Below are 465 nucleotides of genomic sequence, written 5' to 3'. Positions count from 1 at the left end.
AGTGGTGGGTAGTTGACTTGATACTGAGGATATTTCACATTACACTGTTCTAACATTTTTTCGGACAAATCGATTCCAAATACATGACTATCATTAACACTTATTAATGGTGCAAACGCTCCTGTACCAATTCCAATATCAATAATTTTCTGCTGCTCATTTATATGAATCATTTCCTTTGCTTCACATAAACTATGATTATATCCATATAACGGACCATCTGCTTCCTTTACATTTTCATCATAAGTTTTTGCCCAGTCATCAAATAATTTTTGTGTCGTTTCAAACGTACGTAACAATTGAAGTTCCTCCCTTTATCCATCTATTACCTCAATTTCAAATATGAATGTATGTTTTAAATTTAGCATTCGTATCACTCCAATCTTTATATATTAATTCAAATATTCAATCTAATCACTCTAAATCCCTCTAAACATCAATTTACCATTGGATATTTATGTTAAA

The 465-nt window shown here is 30.5% G+C and carries 1 protein-coding gene; it reads right to left on the bottom strand.

Annotation, left to right across the window (positions count from 1 at the left end):
• Window positions 1-299: methyltransferase domain-containing protein (locus tag V7183_RS20695; protein ID WP_335360677.1), on the bottom strand; the 299-nt coding region annotated here is incomplete at its 3' end.
• Between the last annotated feature and the right edge of the window lie 166 nt (window positions 300-465).

This window comes from Bacillus sp. JJ1127, from assembly GCF_036965845.1.
Taxonomy (GTDB): Bacteria; Bacillota; Bacilli; order Bacillales; family Bacillaceae_G; genus Bacillus_A.
Note: the sequence above shows the minus strand (reverse complement) of the source record. Positions and strands in the feature narration are given on the sequence as shown.